Source organism: Streptomyces sp. NPDC017936 (assembly GCF_044328485.1).
Classification (GTDB): Bacteria; Actinomycetota; Actinomycetes; order Streptomycetales; family Streptomycetaceae; genus Streptomyces.
On the sequence record NZ_JBIRHK010000003.1, the window covers coordinates 287,945 to 310,554 of the forward strand.

A 22,610-nucleotide genomic window follows, 5' to 3' on the forward strand; every position below is an offset into this window, starting at 1 on the left:
ACCGCCGAGGCGACCGGAGGCACGGACACCCCGGAGGCGGCGCACACCACGACGGCCGTGGACCACCTCGTGCGCCCCCTCACGCCCCGGGCGCTGGAGGAGCTCCGCGTCACCGACGACGCCGGCCGGCCCACGCGCCCCTTCACCGACGCCGAGGGCGGCCCCCCGCTCCGCTGCCGCCTGCGCCACAGCACCGCGGGGGAGCGGATCGCCCTCGTCTCCCGCGCCCCCCGCGCCGCTGGGCGGCCGGGACGGGCGCCGACCCCGGGGCCCACGACGAGCAGGGTCCCGTCTTCGTCCACGCCGGCCCCTGCGCGGGCCCGGCGACCGGCGACGGCCTCCCCTTCACCCACGCCGGCCCCTGCGCGGGCCCGGCGACCGGCGACGGCCTCCCCTTCACCCACGCCCACCGCACGGTCCCGCGCCACTTTGCCGAGGGCCGCGTCCTGGGCGGCCGCCTCGTCGAGGACGTTCTCGGACGAGGGCTTCGCCCACACCGTCCGGAAAGCGTTCGACGGCCCGGCCGTGGCACTGGTCCACGTCCGGGCCGTCGAGTACGGCTGCTTCCTGTACGAGATCCGCCGGACCCCGGCCGGCGGGCGGCGCGGCTAGCCCTTCAGCTCGTCCGCCACCAGCTCCGCGATCTGCACCGCGTTCAGCGCGGCGCCCTTGCGGAGGTTGTCGTTGGAGATGAACAGGGCGAGGCCGTTGTCCACCGTCTCGTCGCGGCGGATGCGGCCCACGTACGAGGGGTCCCGGCCGGCCGCCTGGAGGGGGGTCGGGATCTCGGAGAGCTCGACGCCGGGGGCCTCGGCGAGCAGCTGCGTCGCGCGCTCCGGGGAGATCGGGCGGGCGAAGCGGGCGTTGACCTGGAGGGAGTGGCCGGAGAAGACCGGCACGCGCACGCAGGTGCCGGAGACCTTGAGGTCGGGGATCTCCAGGATCTTGCGGGACTCGTTGCGGAGCTTCTGCTCCTCGTCGGTCTCGTTCAGGCCGTCGTCGACCAGGTTGCCGGCGAAGGGCAGCACGTTGAAGGCGATGGGGCGCCGGTAGACGCCGGGCTCCGGGAAGTCGACGGCCCCGCCGTCGTGGGTCAGCCTGTCGGCGTCCGCGACGACCTTCTGGACCTGGCCGTGCAGCTCCGCCACGCCCGCGAGACCGGAGCCGGACACCGCCTGGTAGGTGGTGGCGACCAGCGCCTGGAGGCCCGCCTCCGCGTGCAGCACCTTCAGGACCGGCATCGCGGCCATCGTGGTGCAGTTCGGGTTGGCGATGATGCCCTTGGGGCGGTTCGCGATCGCGTGCGGGTTCACCTCGGAGACGACGAGCGGCACCTGGGGGTCCTTGCGCCAGGCGGACGAGTTGTCGATCACGACCGCGCCCTGGGAGGCGACCTTCTCGGCCAGCGCCTTCGAGGTCGCGCCGCCCGCGGAGAACAGCACGATGTCCAGCCCGGAGTAGTCGGCGGTGGACGCGTCCTCCACCGTCACGCCGTCCAGCTCGGTGCCGGCCGAACGGGCCGAGGCGAACAGGCGCAGCTCGGTGACCGGGAAGTTCCGCTCCTTGAGGATCCTGCGCATGACCGTGCCGACCTGACCGGTGGCTCCGACGATTCCGACCCTCACGGTGACTCCCTCTGTCTCGTTGCGTGCGTGTTGCCTGGCCGAGGCTTTTCCATCATGCGGCCGACACCGGCCCGCCTGTCCAGTTCTTTGGACGCCATGCCCGAGGGGTGGGACGCCCCGGGCGGCCGACGGTGGTGGAACTCTCGTGCGAACGCCCGCTGAGCTGGAGAAATTCCGCCCGGCGGACGCCCCGCGCCGCAAGCCCTGCTGCCGGACGAGGCGGTGTGACGTACGCCTCGGGAACTTTCCCCCGGCCGCGCCGAACGTTTCCGCGCGCCGCGGCGTCGTAGGGCCGGACGCGCAAGGGGAGGGGTGTCTGTGCTGCGCAGAAGGGCGCGCCGCGGCCAGGGGGAGGACACCGCGCACGGTGATCCCCTGGACGCGGCCCAGGAACGCCGGGTGCGGGCGGTGCTCGCACTGGGCGGGGTTCCGCAGGCGGACCTGCCGGACGGGGTGCAGCAGGTCCGCCTGCGGCTGCTGGAGCGTGCGGCGAAGGGGTACGACGCCCCGCGGGACGTCTCCGCCTGGGCGGCGGTCGTCGCCTCCAACCTCGCCATGGACTGGCACCGGGCCAAGCGCCGCCAGGAACGGCTCGGCGAGCGGCTGGCCGCCCTGCGCCCGCACGAGCACCCCTCCGGCGAGGACACCAGCGTGCTCTCCCTCGCCGTCGCCCAGGGCCTGGACGAGCTGCCCGACGCCCAGCGCCAGGTCCTCGTCCTGCGCTTCTACGCCGACCTGCCGGTGCGCTCGATCGCCGAGGAGCTCGGCGTCCCCGAGGGCACCGTCAAGAGCCGCCTGCACACGGCGGTCCGGGCCCTTCGCGCCCGCCTGCACGAAGACGAGGTGGTGTGACGTGACCGCCGGGAACGACCACGAGCGCGGCGACGCCGACGAGCGCGGCGACGCCGACGAGCGCCGCGACGCCCGCGAGACCGGCGACGGCCACCTTGGCCGCGAGGGCAGTGGTGGCCGTCACGAGCACGACGGCCTGGATCCCCTGATGGCCGCCGTCCTGGACGCTCCGCTGCCCGAGGCGGCCCGTGCCGACGCGCGGTTCATGGCCGCGCACCGGGCGGCGGAGGCGGACGTCGCGCTGCTGCGGGAGCAGCTGGGCGTCCTCGCGGACGCCCTGGTGGCGCCCGGGGCGCAGCCCGCGGCCCGGCCGGTGGCACGGCCCGGGCCGGACCACGTCCCCGCGCGGGCGGTCCGGCCGGTCCGGCGGCGCCTGCTGCCGCTCGGCCTGCGAGCCGTCGGCGCGGCCGCCGCCGGTGCGCTGGTCGTGGGAGGCGGCTGGCTGGTCGTGCAGGGCGCCGGCGGCGGTATGGGCGTGTCGTCCGGGAGCGACGACGGCGCGGCGGCCGACGAGAAGGCGGCGGCGGGGGCCGGCAGCCCGCTCGGCGACCCGGTCTACCTCGCCTGCGAGGCGCGGCTCGTCGTCGAGGGCGACGTGACGGACGTCGAACGGGTGCCGGGCACCGCGCAGCGGCGCGTCACCCTGCGCGTCACCCGCTCGTACCGGCCGGAGCGGCCCGCGGGGACCGAGGCCGCGTTCGTGCTGGAGGAGGACATGGACCCGCTCGTCGCCGAGGGCGACCACGTCCTGGCCGGGCTGGCGAAGGGGTCGGCGGCGCCGGACGTCTGGGCCGTCGGCGAGGCGGACATCGCCGCCGAGCGCGCGGCGATCGCCCGGGCGGCGTCCGCCGCGGACGGCGTCGGCTGCGAATGAGCGAGGGGCGGGCGCCCGTACGGACGCCCGCCCCCCTTCGGCTCACCGCGGTGTCACGGCGTGACCTTCTCGATGGCCACGTTGCCGAGGCCCGCGACCGTGCCGCGCGCGTTGACCAGCTGGACCTGGCCGAAGAAGGCCCGGCCCTCCGGCGCGGGGGCCAGCGCGGTGACGGTCGCGGAGACCGTCGCCGAGGCGCCCGTGGCCAGCTTCACCGGCTGCGACGCGACGTCGACCGTGCCGAGCGCGGACGAGAAGAACACGTCCAGGTAGTCGTACTCGGTCGCGCCGGACGGGACCGAGTAGCCCGCGACCTCGACGGTGTAGGTGCCGGCGGCGGGCGACGGGACGGAGACGGCCTCCTCGGAGTCACCGTCGGCCTGCTGCGCGACCTGGTTGCCCGCGGCGTCGTACACCGTGAGGTCGAGGTCGGCGGAGGCGTCGGTGACACCGCCGATGGAGACGTCCAGCGACTCGGCGCCCGCCGGGACCTCGACCGTGAAGGTCTGGTTCTCGTGGTCCTCGATCGTCGGACGGGCCGCCTTGGAGGAGCCGAGCGGCCCGCCCGTCAGCTTGCCGTCGACGGCGGCGAACTTGTTCGTCACCTTCCAGGAGACGGCGGCCGGGGTGCCGACCTTCGCCTCGGGCACGGTCACGGTCTGCGGGTCGAAGGCCGCGCCGTACACGGTGACGTCCAGCTTGTACGGGTTGTCGAGCAGCGGCGAGGTGCGGCGCGACTCGACCTCGATCTCCCAGACGCCCGGCTGCGGGTCGGCGTAGGAGCGGGCGTCCGGCTTGCAGCCGTTGCCGTCGAGGTAGTTGTTGTAGCAGTAGATGGTGGCGCTGTCCTCGACGGCGACACCGTACGGGTGGATCGAGATGAACCGGGTCTGGCTCTTGTCCTTCAGCCCGCTCATCGCGACCTCGAGCGACGTGGCGCCCTCGGGGACGGTCAGGAAGTAGTGCTGCGAGCTGTTGCGCTGCACGGAGCTCTTCGCGGAGAAGGTGTGCGCCACCGGCGTGGAGACGACGACCGTGTTGAGGATCTGCTTGTCGACGCCCTCGGTCCTCGGGTCGTCGACCTCGAGGATCGCGCTCTTGATGCCCACGGACTTCGGCGCGGCCTGGATCTTGACGGTGACCGGCTTGTTCAGCGGCAGCCTCACCTCGTCCGAGCCGAGGATCCTGAAGGTGCCGGCCGCGTTGTTCGCCAGCTCCAGCTTGTGGCGGACCGCCGTGTCGGCGCCCGACGTACGGGTGACGGTGACGTCGTACGTCTTCTTCTGGCCGGCCTTGAGGCCGCCCTCACGGTCGTAGACGCCGGTGCCGAAGCCCGGGGTCTTCAGCGCGAAGTCGATCGCGGTGTCGACCGGGGCCTTGACCGTGTAGTCGTGGGACGTGGCGCCCTTCTTGACGGCCTTCCACGCGTCCACGATGTCGATCGCGCCCGCGCCCTCCTCGTAGGCCTGCAGGCCCTTGATGTGGTCGGCGGTCGAGGTGAGCGCCGTGCGCAGGTCGGCGGGCGTCAGCGCGATGCCCTTCTGCTTCGCGGCGCTCAGCAGCAGCGCCGAGGCGCCCGCGGCCTGCGGGGAGGCCATCGAGGTGCCCTGGAGCATGGCGTAGCCGGCCGGCAGCGTGTAGCCCGCCTCGGCGACCGGGGCGCCCGGCAGCCAGGTCTGGACGGTGTTGATCGCGGCGCCCGGGGCGACGAGGGTCGGCGTGAAGCCGCCGTCCTCACGCGGGCCGCGCGAGGAGAAGGGGAGCAGCGCGTACTTCTTCTCCACCTGCGAGCCGTAGTTGGCGGCCCAGGTCTCCTTGGAGATGGCCGCGCCGACGGAGATGACCTTGTCGGCCAGGCCGGGGTCGCCGATGGTGTTGGCGCCGGGGCCCTCGTTGCCCGCGGAGATCACGAGCTGGACGCCGTAGGTGTCGATGAGGCGCGTGTACAGCTCGGCGCGCGCGTTGTTGCCGTCGTTGAGCGCCGGCAGGCCGCCGATCGACATGTTGACGATGTCGACGCCGCGGTTGACGACGAGGTCGATCATGCCCTCGGTGAGCGCGACGTTGGTGCAGCCGGGGCCGAAGACGCAGGCCCGGGAGGAGACGATCTTCGCGCCGGGGGCGGCGCCGTCCATCGCTCCGCCGAACAGGCCGTTGGCGGCGGTGATGCCGGCCACGTGGGTGCCGTGCTCGCTCGCGATCATGCCGATGTTGACGAAGTCGGCGGTCTTGCCGACCCAGTCCCCGCCGTACGGGTCCATCGGGACGTCCTTGCGGATCTCCACGACGAACGGGATCCGCTCGGCGACCTCGGTCGCCGGGTCGTCGGTCCCGAAGTAGCCGACCTGGAAACCGTTCTTGTACGGCTTCATGGCGGTGTCGTCGGTGAAGTCGCCGTTGTTGTTCAGGTCGACGGTGACCGTGCCGGCGGCGGCGTCGTACAGCACGCCCCAGGCGTCGGTCTTGTCCCCGTCGCGGTTGACGTCGCCCGCCTGGTCGCCGCCGGCGGTGGCCGACTCGCGGAACAGGTTGACGGAGTAGGAGCCCGCGGGCGCGGTCCAGGTGCGGCCGCCGTAGGCGAAGGTGGGCCCGGAGACCGCGGTCACCATCGGGCGCCAGCTCGCGTCGTTGTCCACGATCGGGTCGGTGGCGGTCACCCAGTCGACGATCTTGCGCTCGCCGGTGGTGGTCTTCTGCAGCGCGGGGTGCGCGAGGTCGACGCCGGAGTCCAGGACGCCGATGGTGACGCCGCGGCCGTCCGCCTTCGGGTTCTTCTTCACGAAGTCGACGGCGCCCGTCTCGAAGGACGGGTTGTACGGGTTCTCGGCGGGGGTCTTGCCGTTCGGCGCCGGGTAGGTCCTCGCGGAGGCGGTGGAGCCGGCCTTCTTCGCGGTGTCCGCGCTGGGCGTCGGGTCGTCGAGGACGATCTCCTGCCGCAGGTCGATCGCGTGCACGGAGGACAGCTTCGCGGCGGCGGCGATGGCCGAGTCCGCCTTGGCCGTCGGGACGGTGGCGCGGACGTAGCCGAGCTTGTCGTAGGAGCGGCCCACGGAACCGCCCTTGACGGCGTCCAGCTCGTCGGCGACCTGCTCGGTCTGTCCGGGAGCGGTCGCGACCATCAGCGTGACGGTCTTGTCGCCGTCGGCCTTGGCCTCGGCGAGGAGGTCGGCGTCGTCGGAGCCGAGCTTGTCGGCGGCCGACTTCACGCCGGGGTCGGCGGCGGCCGGGGTCTGGTCGGCGGCGAAGGCCAACGGTATCGGGCCGGCCGCGGACAGCGCGGCCACCAGACCTGCGGCCACGGCTATGCGTGCCGCGCGTCTTGCGCCCGGTTCGCGCCGGGGGGTGTGGGTCATCGGCATCCCTTGGTGGTAAAGGAACGAGCGTCGTGCGACCGGGCCGGTCCTGCCTGATCGCGAGCGTCCGGAATGTGATCCCGGATGACCGCACAGCTTTATGCAAGGGAACGGTGTTTGGTGAGAGTTGACCGAATCGATATGGACGTATGGGGAAAACCCCCGATGACTTTTGGGGTATCGGTGCCGAACGGGACAACTCCCCTGCCGGGCGGCGCATCCCGCGCGTGACCACCGGGCCCCGTGAGGGCCCGTCACGCAGCGGCGCGAGGGTGCGCCGGGCTCCGTGAGGGCCCGGCACGGAGTGCGCGAGGGGCCGCCGGACCCCGCGCGCCGACGAGACCCTCGACGCTCCGGCCGCGCTCCCGCCGCACCGGCGCGCGCCCGCACGCCCGCCTGCCGATTCCGGCCCGACAGGCTAACGTCCCCGTGTGCGCAAGAAGTTGAGGGTGGCGGCCTACGCCGTCTGTGTCCGTGACGGCCGGCTCCTGCTCGCCCGCTCGCCCGCGTCCGACGGCACCCCCGAGTGGGTGCTGCCGGGCGGTGGCGTGGAGCACGGCGAGCACCCCCACGACACCGTCGTCCGCGAACTGGACGAGGAGACCGGCTACCGCATCGAGGTGACCGGGCTCCTCGGGGTGGACTCCTTCCACCACACCTTCCGCCGCGAGGGCCTGCGCGGTCCCGTGGACCACCACGGAGTGCGGTTGGTGTACGAAGGGCGCGTCGTCGGCGGTGAGTTGCGCAACGAGGTCGGCGGCTCCACCGACATGGCCGCCTGGCACGACCTGGACGCCGTACCCGGCCTGACCCGGATCCGGCTGGTCGACGCGGCGCTGCGGCTGTGGCGGGAACGGCCGGCGGACGGGCGGGTGCCCCTGTCGCGGGAGGCGTGAGCCCGGCGGCGGTCCCGCCGGCCGGCCGGACCCGGTCGTGCGCAGGGGCCGCCGGGTCCGAGCCCCGCGGCCCCTCCTGTCGCCGGTCGCGCCGCGGCACTACCGGGGCAGCACGACGACGTGCGCGGCCGGATCGCGGTCGCCGGAGGCCGCCAGGGCCGTACGGACCACGGTGGCCTGCTGCTCCATGGAGTCCCGGAGCTTCCGCGGGGTGACGTGCACGACCGTGATGCCCAGCCGCTCCAGGTGCTCGCGCTTGCGCGCGTACTCCGACCACGTCGTGTCGTCGTCCTGCCGGCGGCCGTGCCGCGGGGCGCGGGTGTCCAGTTCCAGCGCCACCGCCTGCTCCGGCCAGTAGGCGTCCAGGCCGCCCAGGTGCGGACCGTCCGGCAGGCGGAGGTCCACGTTCCACACCGGGTCCGGCAGGCCGTACCGGCGGACCATCGTGTAGAGGCGGCGCTCCGCGATCGCCCGTCCCTCGGCGAGCAGCGCGTCCACCGCGTCCACCACGTGCGGTCGGCCCAGCAGCTTCGCGTTGTTCAACTCCCTTACGACGGACGCCGGTTCGCAGTACCCCCCGCGCACCGCCTCCGTCAGCAGGCACCGCACCGCACCGGCGTCCGCCAGCTGCGTCACCGCGTCGGCCAGCGCGCGCGGCACCGGCGCCACCGGGACCCCCGTGACCTGGTCGGGCTCCGGCAGGGACGGAGTGCGCACGACGTGCGCGCAGCCCGTGGAGCGCAGCCGGCGCATCCGGGGCACCAGGACGTCGATCCGCTCCAGCGACAGCAACGGCGGCGTGGAGGTGAAGCCGTGCAGGGTGAGGGCCGCCAGACCCGTGATCATCGCCTCCGCGTACACCGGGCGGTGCGGTGCGCCCGCGCCCGGCTGGACCGGCACGCCCGGCGCCGACACCTCGCGCGCGGCGTACAGCAGCACCGCGTGCAGGCGCTCCTCGGTGGTCGGTGGTCCGGGATGCAGCAGGTGGACGCCCGGCAGGATCTGCTGCCAGGGGCCGTCGGGGCGGCACTGCTCGACGGCCGTCGCGGCCGAGACGCCGTGCGAGCGGAGCTGGGCCGCCGTCATGACGCGGCGGTGGACGTCCGACAGGTGACGCACGGGGCGGGGGGCGACCGGGGAGAGGGGGGTGTCGTGGTTCATGCACCGGAGATTCCCACCCCCCGTCCGCCCCTTAACCGCTGTTACACGTCCGTCGACAAACGCGGACAAGCCCGTCCTCAAGGACGGGTGTTCGGATGCCGAGTAGGGCCGAAAACCCCTGGTCCACCGGGTGCGGGCCAGGGGTCACGGGTCGGATTGCCTGAATTCCGTAACGGTCACCGACGGCGGAATTCATGGCCAAAGGTGTCAGTCCGCTTCGGCCCTCGCGTCCCGGGCCTGTCCGCGCAGCCCCCGCGCCAGGTCGTCCCACGCCTCGAGGACGAGCCGGCGCAGCGCCGGCGGCGCCGACTCGTGGGCCGCCAGCCAGACGTCCGTCTCCACCAGGGTGGCCGGCGAGTCCTGCAGGGACGGGTACAGGCCCTTGACGACGCTCATCGCGATCTGGATGGAACGCTCGGACCAGATGCGCGCGATCACGGCGAAGTACTTCTGCGCGTACGGAGCGAGCAGCTCCCGCTGCGAGGGCTGGTTGAAGCCCGCGATCGTCGCCTCCACCAGGGCGTTGGACAGGGCGTCGGACTCCACCAGCTGGGCCCACGCCTGCGCCTTGACCGCCGCCGAGGGGCGGGCGGCGAGGCAGCGGACCTGGTGGCGCTTGCCGGACGCCGTGTCGTCCCGGGCCAGTTCCGCCGCCAGGACGCCCTCGTCGGCGACGCCGTGCGCCGCCATGGGCTCCAGGAACGCCCAGCGCAGCTCCTGGTCCACCTCCAGGCCGTCGATCTCCTCCGTGCCGTCGAGCAGGCCCTGGAGCAGCTCGAAGTCGGAGTCGGAGGACGCCGTCGACGCGAAGAAGCGCGCCCACGCCAGCTGGTGTTCGCTGCCCGGCCGGGCCGCCCGCAGCTCCTTCAGCGCGCCCTCGGCCAGCAGCCGCTCACCGGTCTTGCGCAGCGGCGGCGCCACGTAGTGCACCAGCGCCGACTCCGCCCACGCGTGCAGCATCTGCAGCACCCCGATGTCGGACTCGCGCCCCGCGAACCGCAGCACCAGGCCGATGAACTCCCGCGCGGGCAGCAGCGCGTCCCGGGTGAGGTTCCACAGCGCCGACCAGCACAGGGCACGGGCCAGCGGGTCCGTGATGTCGCCCAGGTGCGCGCGGAGCGTGTGCAGCGAGGTCTCGTCGAACCGGACCTTGCAGTACGTCAGGTCCTCGTCGTTGACCAGCACCAGCTCGGGGGCCTCCCGGCCTGCCAGCTCGGTCACGACCGTCCGCGCGCCGGCGACGTCCGTCTCGGTGCGCGCGTACCGCACCAGACGGCCCTCCTCCCGGCGGTACAGGCCGATCGCCACCCGGTGCGGCCGCAGCTCGGGGTGCTCCTCCGGCGCCTCCTGGAGCACCGCCAGCTCGCTGATCCTGCCCTGCGCGTCGAGCAGCACCTGCGGGGTCAGCGAGTTCACGCCGGCCGTCTGGAGCCAGGAGCGCGCCCACGCGGCCATGTCCCGGCCGCTGGTCTCCGCGAGCGCGGACAGCAGGTCGCCGAGGCGGGTGTTGCCGTAGGCGTGCCGCTTGAAGTAGCGGCGGGCGCCCTCCAGGAACGCGTCCTGCCCGACGTACGCCACCAGCTGCTTGAGCACGCTGGCGCCCTTGGCGTAGGTGATGCCGTCGAAGTTGAGCTTGGCGTCCTGCAGGTCGCGGATGTCGGCGGTGACCGGGTGGGTGGAGGGCAGCTGGTCGGCGCGGTACGCCCAGGCCTTGCGGCGGTTGGCGAAGGTGATCCAGCCGTCGGTGAAGCGGGTCGCGCCGACCAGCGAGAAGCTGCCCATGAAGTCCGCGAAGGACTCCTTCAGCCACAGGTCGTCCCACCACTCCATGGTGACCAGGTCGCCGAACCACATGTGCGCCATCTCGTGCAGGATCACGGTCGCCCGCGCCTCGTAGGACGCCTGGGTCACCTTGCCCCGGAAGATGTACTCCTCCCGGAAGGTGACCAGACCCGGGTTCTCCATCGCGCCGAGGTTGTACTCGGGCACGAACGCCTGGTCGTACTTGCCGAAGGGGTACGGGTAGTCGAAGTGGTCGTGGAAGAAGTCCAGGCCCTGCTTGGTGACCAGGAAGACGTCGTCGGCGTCGAAGTGCGGCGCGAGGCCCTTGCGGCACAGGGCGCCGAGCGGGATCTCCAGCCGCGTGCCGTCCTCGAAGGTCCGCTCGTAGGAGTCGGTGACGTAGTGGTACGGGCCGGCCACCACACAGGTGATGTACGTCGAAACGGGCTTCGTCTCCGCGAACCGCCACACCCCGTCCGTCCGCTCGCCGGCGCCGTTGCTCCACACCACCCACTCCTCGGGCGCCCGCACCTCGAAGCGGAACGGGGCCTTGAGGTCGGGCTGCTCGAAGTTGGCGAAGACCCGGCGGGAGTCGGCCGGCTCGTACTGCGTGTAGAGGTAGACCTCGCCGTCCTCGGGGTCGACGAAGCGGTGCAGGCCCTCGCCGGTGCGGGAGTAGGCGCACCGGGCGTCGACGACCAGCTCGTTCTCGGCGGCCAGGTCCTCCAGCAGGATCCGGGAGCCGTCGAAGACCTCACCGGGGTCGAGGTCGCGGCCGTTGAGGGTGACGGCGGTCACGCTCGGCGCGACGAGGTCCGCGAAGCTCGACGCGCCCGGTTCGGTGCAGCGGAAGCGGACCGTGGTGACCGAGCGGAAGGTGCGCGGGCCGTCCCCGGCGTGGTCGCCCACCGCCGAGCGCACGTCGAGCGACACGTCGTACCCGTCGACGGACAGCAGGGCGGCCCGCTCCCGGGCCTCGTCGCGGGACAGGTTCTCACCGGGCACGGGCGGTACTCCCTGGGGCGTTGACAGATGGTGCCGGACAGGACCGATCCTGCCACGTGCCCCTGACGCCGGACACCGGGGAATGAGCTGCACGGACGGCGGTGTTCACCGGGGAAACGGATTCCCCTGAGGAGAGACATGTCGGAGAAGACGCCCGTCGACTTCTGGTTCGACCCGCTGTGCCCCTGGGCCTGGATGACGTCCCGCTGGGTGCTGGAAGTGGAGAAGGTCCGCGACATCGAGGTCCGCTGGCATGTCATGAGCCTCGCCGTCCTCAACGAGAACCGGCTCGACGAGCTGCCCGAGGAGTACCGGGACATGCTCGCCACCAAGGCCTGGAAGCCGGTCCGCGTGGTGACCGCCGCCTGGCAGAAGCACGGCGCCGAGGTCCTCGGCCCGCTCTACACCGCGCTCGGCACCCGCTTCCACAACAACGGCGAGGGCCCGACCACGGAGGCGATCGCGGGCGCGCTCGCGGACGCCGGCCTGCCCGCCGACCTGATCGACTACGCCGACCAGGAGGACTTCGCGTTCGACGCCGAGCTGCGCGCCTCCCACAAGGAGGGCATCGAGAAGGTCGGCCAGGACGTCGGCACCCCGGTCATCGCCGTCCCCGGCGCCGACGGCGAGCAGATCGCCTTCTTCGGCCCGGTCGTCACCCCCGCCCCGAAGGGCGAGGAGGCCGCCCGCCTGTGGGACGGCACCCTCGCGGTCGCCTCGGTCCCCGGCTTCTACGAGATCAAGCGCACCCGCACCAAGGGCCCGGACTTCAGCAACCTCTGATCCCCAGGGGGCGGACTCCTCGGGCTCGGGCATCCGGCGCGGTGGAGCCGGCGGCTTCCACGAGTGGCCGGTGCGGATGGTGCGGCAGTCCCGCTCGGCGCTGACGCAGATCCCGTACTCGTCCACGTGCGCGCGGGGCCCGGGCCCCTTGAGCGCGCGGATCACCTCGCGCTCGCGGTCGTCCCCGACCTGCCGGTGCGGCTGGTGCGCACCGCACGTGCGGCAGGGCATCGTCCCCTTCACCGGCATCCCGTCACGACGGCCCGGAATCCCGCCCGCCGAGAGCCCCCGCGAGGCGTCTCGCGGGGGCGCCTGTCACGCCCGCCGCGCGCCCCGGCCGCCGATCCGGCTCAGGGGCGGACGACGACCTGGCCGGCCCAGGACAGACCCCCGCCGAAGGCGAGCAACAGGACCGGGGCGCCGGAGGCGGAGCTCACCGCGTTCGGTGAGCTCGGACAGGGCGAGGGGGACCGACGCGGCGGACGTGTTGCCGGACTCGACGACGTCGTGGGCGATCACCGCGTCGCCGGAGAGGCCGAGCTGCCGTACGACGGCGTCGATGATCCGCAGGTTCGCCTGGTGGGTGACCACGCCGGCCGGGTCGGTCGAGGCCGGGCCGGCCCGTGCGCAGGCTTCCCGGGCGACGGCGGGGAGTCCGCCGGCGGCCCAGCGGAACACGGTCCGGCCTTCTTGGGCGAAGTACGGGTGCCCATCGTCGACCAGGAGGACGGCGGCGCCGCGAGTGGGGTCGGAGCCCCGGGCCACCGGGCCGATCCCGGCGTCGTCGGCGGCGCTGAGGGCGCCCCGGGTCCGCCTCCGGGGCGCCGGCCGGCCCGCGCCCCGCACCCGAACGGGAAGCCCCCCGCGAGTCACGTCCTCGCGGGGGTCTCCTTCCTTCCGCCCGCCGTCGTGAAGGGTGAGAAGACGATCACGAGGCGGGACGTTCCGGGCCGCCGTCACGCACCGTCAGCAGCATGCCCTTGTTGCGACATGGTTGCAACTGCACGCTTGCGCCAAAAGACGGTGGGGGGCGGGAACCGGCAGCGGAGAAGGCCCTCACGTGCGGCGCGCGAGGGCCTTCGGAGGCGAGCCGGGACGGCTCGGGCCGGTGGGGCCGGGAGGGCTCAGACCGTGGTGCGCCGGCGCTGCCGGACGTACCCCACCACCGCCAGGAACACCGTCATCCCGCCCGTCGAGTACAGCTGCACGCGCGTGTCCGGCTCCCGGGCCATCAGCACGAAGACCGCCGCCATGCCGGCCAGGGCGACCCAGGTCAGCGCCGGGAACGCCCACATCCGCACCGTCAGCTTCTCCGGCGCCTCGCGCTCCAGGCGACGGCGCAGGCGCAGCTGGGAGACGGCGATGAAGATCCAGACGACCAGGATGACCGCGCCGATCATGTTCAGCAGCCAGGGGAAGACGTCGTCGGGCCGCCAGTAGCTCAGCAGCACGCAGACGAAGCCGAAGACGCAGGAGACGAGGACGGCGGTCCGGGGGACCCCGGCCGAGACGCGGCCCAGCGCCCTCGGACCCTGGCCGCGCTCCACCAGCGAGTAGGCGATGCGCGAGGAGCCGTAGATGTTGGCGTTCATCGCCGACAGCAGGGCGACCAGGACGACCACGTTCATCAGCTGACCGGCGCCCGGGATGCCGAGCCGGTCCAGGGCGGCGACGTACGGGCCCTTCTCGACGACGTCCGGAGAGTCCCAGGGGACCAGGGTGACGATCACCGCCATCGAGCCGATGTAGAAGAGCGCGATGCGCCACATCGCCGTACGGACCGCGCTCGCCACGCCGCGCACCGGGTCCGGCGACTCGGCCGCGGCGATGGTGACGGTCTCCAGGCCGCCGTAGGCGAAGACGGAGGCGAGGAGGCCGACGACCAGGCCCTCGCCGCCGTTCGGGAGGAAGTCGGTGAGGTGCGAGGCGCCCGGGGCGTCCGTGCCCGGCAGGACGCCGGCGACGGCCAGCACGCCCAGGACCAGGAACAGGCCGATCGCGCCGACCTTCAGCGCCGCGAACCAGAACTCGAACTCGCCGAAGTTCTTCACCGCGGCCAGGTTCGTCCCGCAGAAGACCACCATGAACAGCGCCACCCAGGCCCACTCGGGCGTGCCCGGCAGCCAGCCGGTGACGATCTTCGCGGCGCCGATGCCCTCCAGGCCGACGGCCGTGCACAGCAGCACCCAGAAGGACCAGCCCGAGGCGAAACCCGCCCAGGGGCCGATCGCCCGCTCGGCGTGCGCCGAGAAGGAGCCCGAGGACGGATGGGCGGCGGACATCTCGCCCAGCATCCGCATCACCAGCATCACGAGGAGACCGGAGAGGGCGTAGGCGAGCACGATCGAGGGCCCGGCGGCGGCGATGCCCGCGCCGGACCCGACGAAGAGGCCCGCGCCGATGACACCGCCGAGGGCGATCATCGACAGGTGGCGCTGCTTGAGGCCGTGGGAGAGGGAGGCGCCGCCCTGGTGGGGCGGCGACTCCACGCTGGTGCTGTGGGGCATGGCGCGGCTCGTCCGATACGTGAGACGGGTGAAACGCCCACAGTCTGCGCGGCCCGTCCGCTCACACGGACGGGCCGCCCGTCATCCGGACACCGCCGGTACGGATGGTGGCTAGGCCGCTACCGAGGTGTAGTGCGCCGCGTCGCCCTCCACCGACCAGCTCTCCTTGCCCTCGATGCCGACCGGCACGTCACCGGCGACGGTCACCCGGTGCAGCCGGCGCGGCCGGCGGTCGTAGTTGTCGACGGCGTAGTGCTGGGTGATGCGGTTGTCGAAGATCACCAGCTGGTTCGGCGACCAGCGGTGCCGCAGGACGTTCTCCGGGCGGGTGACGTAGGCCTGGAGCAGGTCCAGGATCCTGCGCGACTCGCCCGTCGACAGCCCCACGATCCGCTGCGCGAACCCGCCGATAAACAGGCCGCGTTCGCCGGTCAGCGGGTGGACGCGGACGACCGGGTGGGCGGTGCGGTACGTGATCGACGTGAACCGGGCGCGCTGGGCGGCCCGCTCCTCGTCGATGTCCTCCTCCGGCACGGCGTAGTCGTAGTCGTTGGTGTGCTCCGCCCACAGCCCGTCGGCCAGCCGCCGCAGCGGCTCGGGCAGCTGCCGGTAGGCGGCCGCCGCGTCGGCGATCAGGGTCTCGCCGCCGTACGGCGGGACCGTGATGCTGCGCAGGGTGCTGGCCTGCGGCGGGTTGAGGACGAAGGTGACGTCGGTGTGCCAGTGGTTGGCGCTGCCCTGCTCGCTGTCGACGGGCAGCACGTTCGGGGCGCCGTCGACGGCGGGCACGGTCGGGTGGGCGGTGGTGAGGTCGCCGAAGTGGCGGGCGAAGGCCTGCTGGCCCTCGTCGTCGAGGTCGACGTCGTCGAAGACGAGCGCCTTGTGGACGTTGAGGGCCTCGCGCAGGGCGGCCACCGTGTCCTCGTCGAGCGGCTTGCCGATGTCGACGCCGGAGACCTGGGCGCCGATGTGCGCGGTGACCTTGCGGATGTCGAGCGTCATGGGAGGTTCCTCTCAGACTCGGGCGAGTGCGGGGGTGACGTACTGGTTGGCGGGGCGCGGGAGGCCGTAGCGCTCCCGCAGGGTCTGCCGGGGGCCGTACTCCGAGCGGAGCAGGCCGCGGGCGCGCAGGAGCGGGACGACGTGGTCGACGAAGGCGTCCAGGCCGGAGGGCAGGACGGCCGGCATGATGTTGAAGCCGTCGGCGGCGCCCTGCGTGAACCAGGTCTCGATCGTGTCCGCGACCTGCTCGGGCGTGCCGGCGAAGGTGAGGTGCCCGCGTCCGCCGCCGAGCCGTCCGATCAGCTGCCGCACGGTGAGGCGGTCGCGGCGGGCCAGCTCGACGATGAGCGTGTACCGGCTCTTGGCGCCCTCGACGGCGCTCTCCGGGGGCAGGTCGGCGGGGAGCGGGGCGTCCAGCTCCAGCGTCCCCGGCTCCAGCAGGAGCAGGCTCTCCAGGCGGCTCACGCCGTGCGTGTACACGATGTGGTCCTCCAGGAGCCGCTCGTTCGCCAGCGCCTCGGCCTCCGTGGAGCCGAGGACCGGGACGATGCCGGGCAGCACCTTGATGTGGCCGGGATCGCGGCCGGCCGCAGCCGTGCGGGACTTGAGGTCGGCGTAGAAGGCCTGCGCGTCCCCGATGGTCTGCTGCGCGGTGAACACCGCCTCCGCGTAGCGGGCCGCGAAGGCCTTGCCGTCCTCCGAGGAACCGGCCTGCACGAGCAGCGGGTACCCCTGCGGGGTGCGGGGCACGTTGAGGGCGCCCTCGACGCTGAAGTACGTGCCCTGGTGGCGCGGCGGGTGGATCTTCGCGTCGTCGGCCCACACGCCGGCCGCCTTGTCGGCGACGATCGCGTCGTCCTCCCAGCTGTCCCACAGCTTCAGCGCCACGTCGAGGAACTCGGCGGCCCGGGCGTACCGCTCGGCGTGCGCCGGTTCCGCGTCCAGCCCGAAGTTGCGGGCGGCCTCGGCGCCCGCCGTGGTGACGATGTTCCAGCCCGCCCGGCCACCGCTGACGATGTCCAGCGAGGCGAACTTGCGGGCCAGGTTGTAGGGGGAGTTGTAGGAGGTGGAGGCGGTCGCGATCAGCCCGATGTGCTCGGTCGCCGTCGCCAGGGCGGTGAGCAGCGTCAGCGGCTCCAGGGCGCCGGCGGGGCGCTGCGCGACCGTGCCCCACAACTGCGGTCCGTCGGCGAGGAAGAGGGAGTCGAAGGTGCCGCGTTCGGCGGTCCGGGCGAGGCGCCGGTAGTGGGACAGCTCGACGTGGGCGTACGGGTCGCTCTCCGGCAGTCGCCACGAGGCCTCGTGGTGGCCGGTGTTCATGAGGAAGGCGTTGAGGTGGAGCTGGCGGGACATGCGGGGTCCTTTGCTGCTCAGGACAGTCGGGGGAAGACCGGCGGGCGCCGGCCGGCGCGTACGGCCCGTCCGGCGTGTGCGGACGGGGCCCGGTCAGGGGCGGGGCGGGGCGGGGGTCCGGGGGCGGCGGCCTCCGTCAGGGGGCGACCGCGGCCGGCGGTCACCGCACGTCCTCCGTCACGCCCAGTGCCGCCAGGAGCCGCACCCGGTACTCGTCGCGGGCGTGCGCGTCGCGGTCGACGGCCAGGTCGAGGCCGATGCGGCCGTGGTCGAGGACGAGGATCCGGTCGGCGAGCGCGATCGCCTCGTCCACGTCGTGGGTGACGAGCAGCACGGAGGGCCGGTGGCGTTGCCACAGCTCGCGCAGCAGGGTGTGCATCTTGATGCGGGTGAGCGCGTCGAGCGCGCCGAACGGCTCGTCCGCGAGGAGCAGTTCGGGCTCGCGGACCAGGGAGCGGGCCAGGGCGGCGCGCTGCGCCTCGCCGCCGGACAGCTCGTTGGGCCAGGCCCGTTCACGGCCCGCGAGACCGACCTCGGCGAGCGCCTCGCGGCCCTTCGCCTCCGCCTCCTTGCCGTCGAGGCCCAGCACCACGTTGGCCAGCACCCGCCGCCAGGGCAGCAGCCGGGAGTCCTGGAAGACGACCGACACCCTCTCCGGCGCCGTGAGCTGCCCGCTCCCGGTCACCTCGTGGTCGAGGCCGGCCACCGCCCGCAGCAGGGTGCTCTTGCCGGAGCCGCTGTGCCCGAGCAGGGCGGTGAACTGTCCGGCGGGGATGTCCAGGTCGATGCCGTCGAGGACGGTACGCCCGTCGAACGACCGGGTGAGTCCCCTCAGCCGTACGGCGGGACGGGTCAGTTGCTCAGTGTGCGGCGCCACGACAGCACCCTCCGTTCGATGAAGCGGACCGTGCTGTCGGAGATCAGACCGAAGATCCCGTAGACGACCAGGCCGACGAGGATGACGTCCGACTGGCCGTAGTTCTGCGCCTGGAACATCATGTAGCCGAGGCCGCTGGTGGCGTTGATCTGCTCCAGCACCACCAGACCCAGCCAGGACCCGGTGACGCCGAGCCGCAGCCCCACGAAGAAGCCGGGCAGCGCGCCGGGGACGACGATCTCCCGGATGAAGCGCGGTTTCGACAGGCCCTGCACCTCGGCGAGCTCGACGAACCGGTTGTCGATGCCGGACAGCGCGGCGTGCGTGTTGAGGTAGATCGGGACGTAGACGACGATCGCGATGATCGCGATCTTGAAGGTCTCGCCGATGCCCAGCCAGAGGATGAACAGCGGGATGAGACCGAGGGTCGGGATCGCCCGGTTGAGGTTGACCGTGCCGTCGATCAGCGCCTCTCCGGTGCGGGTGAGGCCGGACGCCAGCGCGAGCACCACTCCGGCGGTCAGACCGATCGCGAAGCCGGAGCCGGCCCGTTGCAGCGAGGTGAGGATGTCGGTGGTCAGCGTCCCGTCGGTCCACAGATGGGCGCCGGTCTCCACCACCGTCCAGGGCGCGGGGATCGCGCCCGGGTCGAGCCGTCCGGCGGCGGAGGCGGTGGCCCACAGGGCGAGCAGCAGCAGCGGTCCGGCGAGCCGGGCGGCGGGCAGGCTGCGGCCGGGGGCGAGCCCGCGGCGGCGGGCGCGGGGGCGTTCGTCGGCGACGGCGACGGGAGCCTTGTCCAGGAGGGTCGTGGTCACGGCGGTCACTTCCGGTACTCGGCCGGCACGGACCGCGCGGCGATGCCTTCGAAGCGGTGGTCGAAGAGCTCGCCGACGTCGAACTTCTTCACGAAGCCGCCCTCCGCGAGCAGGTCCGCGGTCTCCTGCTCCCAGGCGATCGCCTCGTCCCAGCTCGGCGGGAAGAGCGGCTTGTTGGCGAGGGCGGTGATGGACCGCGCCTGGGCGAGCGTCAGGTTCTGCGTCTTGACGTAGAACTCCTCGTTCCAGACGTCCGGGTTCTCGTACTGCCAGACCTGGCCCTTGGCCCACTGCGGGACGTACGCGGCGACCGCGGCCGCCTTCGCCCGGTCGTTCAGCACGGAGACCGGCGCCCACAGCAGGTTGAGCAGGTCGACGACGTCGGTGGTGATGGTGCGGGCGCCCTTGGACTCGTACTGCTCGAGGTAGGCCGGCGCCTGGCTGTTGCCGAGCGGGGCGACGTCCACCTGGCCCGACTGGAGGGCAGTGAGGAACTGGTTGCTGGTCAGCGGGACGAGGTCCACGTCGTCGTACTTCAGGCCGGCCTTCTTCAGCGCCCGCAGCAGCACGACGCCCTGCGCCTGCCCCTGCGAGAACGCCAGCCTCTTCCCCTCGAAGTCCTCGACGCTCGCTATGTCGCTGCCGGGCTTCGTGGCGAACAGGTAGTTCGGCTTGCGCGTGACATCGATCGCGACGATTTTCGCGTCGAAACCCTGGTAGTGGGCCTGGATCGGCGGGATGCCCGCGTTGTTGGCGAGGTCGAGGGATTTCGCCCGGAAGGCGTTGATGACGTCCGGGCCGGCCCCGATGTTCAGCCAGCTCGACACCTTGAACGGCAACTCGGGCAGGTTCGCCAGCTTGAACTGGAGTTGCTGGGCGTTCTGGAAGGAGGCGACCTTCAGGCTGGTGCCGGCGGGCACCTTGTCGGCGAGCGGGGCCGTGGAGGCGCCCTCCGACCCGGTGGCCGCGCTGCTCTCCGCGCAGCCGCTCAGACCGGCGGCAGCGGCGGTGACACCGAGGACGGAGGCGAGGAAGGAGCGCCGGTCGACACCGGGCACACGGGAAACGGGCATGGGAGGACCCCCAGGGAAAGCGGCGGAAATCAGGGAGAATCAGCGACGCGAAAGCGGCGTGACGGCGGTGGAAAAACAGCGGGAATTCAGTGACGGGGCAGGACGGATCACGGGCGCGGCAGGGCCCGGCAAAGGAAACTCACCCGATGGGGCGGAGGAACCCGATGGGGCGGAGGAAGAAGGACGCGCTCCCGGCGCGCCGGGGCGTCAGCAACAGAAGGTGCGACAGCTCATGAGAATGATGTTCCAGGTCACGCTCGACTCCTGTCAACATTCCGAGTTTCTGAATTAATTAAGGTCGTGTGACACGGTGAGCGGGTCGCGGTAGAGCACGTCCAGGGCCACCGCTCCGCCGGCCACGGCCAGCACGGAGTCCACGGGGAAACTCGTCGCCGCCACCGACTCCGCGCGCGCCGCCCCGACCTCCTCGCGCAGCGCGCCGAGGCAGTCCTCCCGGGACATCGCCCCGACCTCCGTCACGACCACCCTCTCCGGATTGAGCACGTCCAGCAGCAGTGCCGCCGCCCGCCCGACCATCCGGGCCCGCTCCCGCAACAGCCGCACGGCGAGCGCGTCGCCGCCCGCCGCGGCGGCGACCACGTGCATCGGGTTCGTCCCGTCGATGACCCCGGCCGCGCGGGCGCGCCGGCACAGCGTCCGTTCGCTCAGCTCCACCTGGAGGCAGCCGGCCCGTCCGCAGTCGCACGGCTCCGCACCCCCGGCCAGCGGCAGGTGGGCGATGGCGCCCGCCTGCGAGCGCGGCCCGTGGTGCACCTCGTCGTGGGTGGCGAACGCCGCGTCGACGACGTTGCCGACGAACAGGTGCAGCACGCTGCGGCTGCCGCGCGCCCGCCCGAACAGCCGCTCCGCGTTGACCAGCGCCCGCGCGTGCCCGTCCACATGGACCGGCAGCCCGGTGCGGGCGCCGAGCGCCTCCCGCACCGGCACGTCCCGCCAGTCCAGCAGCGGATGCTCGACGACGGTGCCCGAATCACGGTCCACCCAGCCGCCCACGGCCACGCCCACCCCCAGCGCCCGGCGGCCGGGCGCCGAGGCGAGCAGCGCGCCCAGTCCGTCGGCGGCCCGTGCCAGCACGGGGACCGGCTCGGTCCCGCGGTGCTTCAGCTCCCGCCGCGCCAGCACCCGGCCCCGCAGGTCGAGCAGCGCGACGGTGGTGTACGGCACGGCCACGTGCACCCCGCCCACCACGTACCGCCCGTCGTCCAGGTCCACCGGGACGTGCGGCCGGCCGACGCCGTTGCTGCGCCGGGGCGCGTCGGCCTCCCGGATCAGCCCGAGACCGGCGAGGCGGCCGCAGTGGTCGGTGACGGACGCCGGGGACAGCCCGGTCAGCCGGGCGATGGTGCTGCGCGCCACCGGTCCGTGCTCCAGCACGGACCGCAGGATCACACTGGCGCTGGTGCGCCGCCGGTCGCTGTCGGCGATCCGGGGCACGGGGGAGGTGACACGGGGAACTGTCGCGGTACGGGGCATGGGGAACTTCCTCGGGGCCGGTCCGACACTGCGCCGTCTTCACAGGAGGCGCCACGGATCGGCTCCGCCGCCTCACACCGGAGGGCGACAGGCGGCCGCGCCCACGCGTCGCAGGTCGACGTGGCGACGCGACGAGAAGTTCCGGGCCTGGGCAACCATGCGCCCGAAGCTAGCAAAACGGCCCACCGCTGCCCAGACGGCGACCGACGGGCGAGACGGCGCCCCGGCCCGGTTGGCGAGAACCTACAGTCGCCCGTCACCGCGCCCCCGTATCCGCCGCCACGTCACCTCAGTGACCAGCGTCACGCCGTACCGCGTGTCACCGCATTCTTTTGTCAGGAGCCCACCAAGTCCGTGAACGGCCGTTTGTCGACCACTGACGGTGATCGGCCGGAACGCCCTGGGGTAGCGTCACGGTGTCCCCAGCCGTCCCGATCCCGCGGAGTCCCCATGAGCACCGCCGCCGTCTCCCCCGCCCGCCCAGGACAGGTCCTCGCCGACCTCCTGCCGGCCTCCCGTGTCCGGGACGCCGCGCTCGTGCTCGGCGGCGCCGCGCTCACCGGCCTCGCCGCCCAGATCGCGGTCCCCGTCCCCGGCTCCCCGGTGCCGGTGACCGGCCAGACCTTCGCCGCGCTGCTCGTCGGCACGGCCCTGGGCGCCCGGCGCGGTTTCCTCGCCCTCGCCGTCTACGCCCTGGCGGGCGTCGCGGGCGTCCCGTGGTTCGCGGACGCCACCTCCGGCGCGACCGCCGTGTCCTTCGGCTACGTCCTGGGCATGATCGTCGCCTCCACCGTGGTCGGCGCCCTGGCGCGCCGCGGCGCGGACCGCGGCGTGTGGCGCATGGCGGGCGCGATGCTCGTCGGCGAGGCGATCATCTACGCCGTCGGCGTCCCCTACCTCGCCTTCGCCGCCGACATCTCCGCCTCCGCCGCGATCGCGGCCGGCCTCACCCCGTTCCTGATCGGCGACGCCCTCAAGGCGGCCCTGGCGATGGGCCTGCTGCCCACCGCCTGGAAGTTCGCCGGCCGCTGACCCCCGGGTCCGTACGACCGATGCGGGGGGGCTGTGCCCCCCGGCACCCCGGGGGGCTGCCCCCCCCCGGCGGTGCCCGGGGCACCCCGCGGGGGCCCGGGGCCCCCCCCCGGGCCCCGCGCGGCC

At 73.2% G+C, this 22,610-nt stretch carries 16 protein-coding genes and 2 pseudogenes; 6 read left to right on the plus strand and 12 right to left on the minus strand.

The features are described from left to right. The first annotated feature begins 57 nt into the window (after nucleotides 1-57). Nucleotides 58-612 (plus strand): annotated as a pseudogene (locus ACH4F6_RS07925) (DUF1203 domain-containing protein). On the opposite strand, the gene ACH4F6_RS07930 reads toward ACH4F6_RS07925, so the two are convergent. After that, complete coding sequence (locus ACH4F6_RS07930) at nucleotides 609-1,625, minus strand: aspartate-semialdehyde dehydrogenase (RefSeq protein ID WP_397959038.1); 1,017 nt, start codon at nucleotides 1,623-1,625, stop codon at nucleotides 609-611. The pseudogene ACH4F6_RS07925 and the gene ACH4F6_RS07930 sit on opposite strands and share 4 nt — an antisense overlap. 318 nt (nucleotides 1,626-1,943) lie before the next feature. Between ACH4F6_RS07930 and ACH4F6_RS07935 the strand changes: the two genes are divergently transcribed. Then, a complete protein-coding gene (locus tag ACH4F6_RS07935; protein ID WP_397959039.1) occupies nucleotides 1,944-2,477 on the plus strand; it encodes an RNA polymerase sigma factor in 534 nt (177 codons plus the stop codon). Between the two features lies 1 nt (nucleotide 2,478). Continuing rightward, the gene (locus tag ACH4F6_RS07940) at nucleotides 2,479-3,351 is read left to right on the plus strand and encodes a hypothetical protein (protein WP_397959040.1); all 873 of its coding nucleotides are present in this window, start codon (nucleotides 2,479-2,481) and stop codon (nucleotides 3,349-3,351) included. A 53-nt stretch (nucleotides 3,352-3,404) separates the two neighbouring features. On the opposite strand, the gene ACH4F6_RS07945 is transcribed toward ACH4F6_RS07940, so the two are convergent. Then, nucleotides 3,405-6,710: a S8 family serine peptidase gene (locus ACH4F6_RS07945; protein ID WP_397959041.1), complete on the minus strand. Its 3,306-nt coding sequence runs from the start codon at nucleotides 6,708-6,710 to the stop codon at nucleotides 3,405-3,407. A gap of 425 nt (nucleotides 6,711-7,135) precedes the next feature. Here ACH4F6_RS07945 and ACH4F6_RS07950 point away from each other — a divergent pair, with 425 nt between their 5' ends. Next, the gene (locus tag ACH4F6_RS07950; RefSeq protein WP_397959042.1) at nucleotides 7,136-7,600 is read left to right on the plus strand and encodes an NUDIX hydrolase; all 465 of its coding nucleotides are present in this window, start codon (nucleotides 7,136-7,138) and stop codon (nucleotides 7,598-7,600) included. Nucleotides 7,601-7,699: 99 nt separating this feature from the next. On the opposite strand, the gene ACH4F6_RS07955 is transcribed toward ACH4F6_RS07950, so the two are convergent. Continuing rightward, nucleotides 7,700-8,761 carry a hypothetical protein gene (locus ACH4F6_RS07955; protein WP_397959043.1) on the minus strand — a complete coding sequence of 354 codons (1,062 nt, stop codon included), beginning with the start codon at nucleotides 8,759-8,761 and terminating at the stop codon, nucleotides 7,700-7,702. 207 nt (nucleotides 8,762-8,968) lie between these two features. Then, nucleotides 8,969-11,548: an aminopeptidase N gene (gene pepN / locus ACH4F6_RS07960; RefSeq protein ID WP_397959044.1), complete on the minus strand. Its 2,580-nt coding sequence runs from the start codon at nucleotides 11,546-11,548 to the stop codon at nucleotides 8,969-8,971. 138 nt (nucleotides 11,549-11,686) lie between these two features. Between pepN and ACH4F6_RS07965 the strand changes: the two genes are divergently transcribed. Beyond that, nucleotides 11,687-12,331: a DsbA family protein gene (locus ACH4F6_RS07965; protein WP_397959045.1), complete on the plus strand. Its 645-nt coding sequence runs from the start codon at nucleotides 11,687-11,689 to the stop codon at nucleotides 12,329-12,331. A gap of 350 nt (nucleotides 12,332-12,681) precedes the next feature. Here ACH4F6_RS07965 and ACH4F6_RS07970 read toward each other — a convergent pair. The 8 genes and pseudogenes from ACH4F6_RS07970 to ACH4F6_RS08005 form a co-directional block, all read right to left on the minus strand. Next, nucleotides 12,682-13,129: pseudogene (locus tag ACH4F6_RS07970) on the minus strand (3-oxoacyl-[acyl-carrier-protein] synthase III C-terminal domain-containing protein); the annotation flags it as partial. A gap of 326 nt (nucleotides 13,130-13,455) precedes the next feature. Then, entirely contained in the window at nucleotides 13,456-14,838 is a 1,383-nt protein-coding gene (locus ACH4F6_RS07975) for an amino acid permease (protein ID WP_397959046.1), read from the minus strand. A gap of 111 nt (nucleotides 14,839-14,949) precedes the next feature. Continuing rightward, nucleotides 14,950-15,840: a TauD/TfdA dioxygenase family protein gene (locus ACH4F6_RS07980; protein ID WP_397959047.1), complete on the minus strand. Its 891-nt coding sequence runs from the start codon at nucleotides 15,838-15,840 to the stop codon at nucleotides 14,950-14,952. 12 nt (nucleotides 15,841-15,852) lie between these two features. After that, complete coding sequence (locus tag ACH4F6_RS07985) at nucleotides 15,853-17,193, minus strand: LLM class flavin-dependent oxidoreductase (RefSeq protein WP_397959048.1); 1,341 nt, start codon at nucleotides 17,191-17,193, stop codon at nucleotides 15,853-15,855. Between the two features lie 160 nt (nucleotides 17,194-17,353). After that, nucleotides 17,354-18,070: an ABC transporter ATP-binding protein gene (locus tag ACH4F6_RS07990; RefSeq protein WP_397959049.1), complete on the minus strand. Its 717-nt coding sequence runs from the start codon at nucleotides 18,068-18,070 to the stop codon at nucleotides 17,354-17,356. Next, nucleotides 18,046-18,894: an ABC transporter permease gene (locus ACH4F6_RS07995; protein ID WP_397959050.1), complete on the minus strand. Its 849-nt coding sequence runs from the start codon at nucleotides 18,892-18,894 to the stop codon at nucleotides 18,046-18,048. Before ACH4F6_RS07995 ends, ACH4F6_RS07990 begins: the two co-directional genes overlap by 25 nt. Further along, nucleotides 18,891-19,958 carry an ABC transporter substrate-binding protein gene (locus ACH4F6_RS08000; RefSeq protein ID WP_397959051.1) on the minus strand — a complete coding sequence of 356 codons (1,068 nt, stop codon included), beginning with the start codon at nucleotides 19,956-19,958 and terminating at the stop codon, nucleotides 18,891-18,893. Before ACH4F6_RS08000 ends, ACH4F6_RS07995 begins: the two co-directional genes overlap by 4 nt. A 288-nt stretch (nucleotides 19,959-20,246) precedes the next feature. Next, a complete protein-coding gene (locus ACH4F6_RS08005) occupies nucleotides 20,247-21,452 on the minus strand; it encodes an ROK family protein (protein WP_397959052.1) in 1,206 nt (401 codons plus the stop codon). Between the two features lie 450 nt (nucleotides 21,453-21,902). Here ACH4F6_RS08005 and ACH4F6_RS08010 point away from each other — a divergent pair, with 450 nt between their 5' ends. Next, nucleotides 21,903-22,484 (plus strand): biotin transporter BioY, encoded by a 582-nt coding sequence (locus tag ACH4F6_RS08010; RefSeq protein ID WP_397959053.1) that lies wholly within the window; start codon nucleotides 21,903-21,905, stop codon nucleotides 22,482-22,484. Nucleotides 22,485-22,610 lie beyond the last annotated feature (126 nt).